A 1,904-nucleotide genomic window follows, 5' to 3' on the forward strand; every position below is an offset into this window, starting at 1 on the left:
AGGACCTTCCCGCCGAGTCAAGCGTTCACCGCTCAGGCGAACGCCGGCGAGGGTCTCTATGCGCAGGCCGACGCGGACCGCGAGGCGTTCTGGGCCGAGCAGGCGCGGCGGCTCTCGTGGGCGAACGAGTGGCACACGGTGCTCGACTGGTCGGACGCGCCGTTCGCGAAGTGGTTCGTCGGCGGGAAGCTCAACGTCGCGTACAACTGCGTGGACCGGCACGTGGAGGCGGGCAACGGCGACCGGGTCGCCATCCACTGGGAGGGCGAGCCCGGCGACACCCGCACGATCACCTACGCGGATCTCAAGGACGAGGTCTCCCGCGCGGCGAACGCGCTGACCGAGCTCGGGATCCGCGCGGGTGACCGGGTCGCCATCCAGTTGCCGATGATCCCGGAGGCCGTCGTCTCCATGCTGGCGTGTGCGCGGATCGGCGCGGCGCACAGCGTGGTGTTCGGCGGTTTCTCCCCGGCCGCGCTGCGCTCCCGCATCGAGGACGCCGAGGCGAAGCTGCTGATCACCTCGGACGGGCAGTACCGCAGGGGCAAGCCGGCCCCGATGAAGGAGAACACCGACGAGGCAACCAAGGACACCCCGACGATCGAGCACGTGCTCGTCGTCAAGCGCACCGAGACCGAGATCCCCTGGGTCGAGGGCCGGGACCTGTGGTGGCACGAGGCGGTCGGCAAGCAGTCCGCGGAGCACACCCCGGAGGCCTTCGACGCCGAGCAGCCGCTCTACATCCTCTACACCTCGGGAACGACCGGGAAACCGAAGGGGATCCTGCACACCTCGGGCGGCTACCTCACCCAGGCCTCGTACACCCACCACAACATCTTCGACGTCAAGCCGGACTCCGATGTGTACTGGTGCGCGGCCGATATCGGCTGGGTGACCGGGCACAGCTACATCGTCTACGGCCCGCTGTCCAACGGGGCCACGCAGGTGATGTACGAGGGGACCCCGAACACCCCGAACGAGCACCGGCACTTCGAGATCATCGAGAAGTACAAGGTCTCGGTGTACTACATCGCGCCCACCCTGGTGCGCACGTTCATGAAGTGGGGCAAGGAGATCCCGGCCGAGCACGACCTGTCCTCGATCCGGGTACTCGGCAGCGTGGGCGAGCCGATCAACCCGGAGGCCTGGATCTGGTACCGGGACAACATCGGCGGCGGCAGCGCACCGATCATGGACACCTGGTGGCAGACAGAGACCGGGGCGATCATGATCTCCCCGCTTCCCGGGGTCACCGCGCTCAAGCCGGGCTCCGCGCAGACCCCGCTTCCCGGGATCTCGGCGAAGGTCGTGGACGACGAGGGCAACGACGTCGGCAACGGCGGTGGCGGTTACCTGGTGCTCGACAAGCCCTGGCCCGCGATGCTGCGCGGGATCTGGGGCGACAACGAGCGCTACAAGGACACCTACTGGTCGCGGTTCGCCGACAAGGGCTACTACTTCGCCGGTGACGGGGCCAAGTACGACGACGACGGTGACATCTGGCTGCTCGGCCGGGTCGACGACGTGATGAACATTTCCGGGCACCGCATCTCGACCACCGAGGTCGAGTCCGCACTCGTCTCGCACCCGACCGTGGCCGAAGCCGCCGTGGTCGGCGCCTCCGACGAGACCACCGGTCAGGGCATCGTGGCGTTCGTGATCCTGCGCAGCGCTGCCACCGCGGACGAGGCCAAGGGCGCCGAGGCGATCACCGCGCTGCGCAACCACGTGGCCAGCGAGATCGGCCCGATCGCGAAACCACGCCAGATCATGGTGGTACAGGAACTGCCCAAGACCCGCTCCGGCAAGATCATGCGCCGCCTGCTGCGCGATGTGGCCGAGAACCGGGCCGTCGGTGACGTCACCACCCTCGCCGACTCCAGCGTGATGGACCAGATCACCAA

General features: G+C 68.1%; 1 protein-coding gene. It reads left to right on the forward strand.

The genetic code is table 11. The features are described 5' to 3' along the window. Positions 1-1,904, forward strand: a 1,904-nt coding sequence (gene acs / locus AD72_RS23460) for an acetate--CoA ligase (RefSeq protein ID WP_031468729.1), incomplete at both ends; no start/stop codon positions are given.

It is taken from the genome of Sciscionella sediminilitoris (assembly GCF_000737195.2).
In the GTDB taxonomy this organism is placed as follows: Bacteria; Actinomycetota; Actinomycetes; order Mycobacteriales; family Pseudonocardiaceae; genus Sciscionella; species Sciscionella sediminilitoris.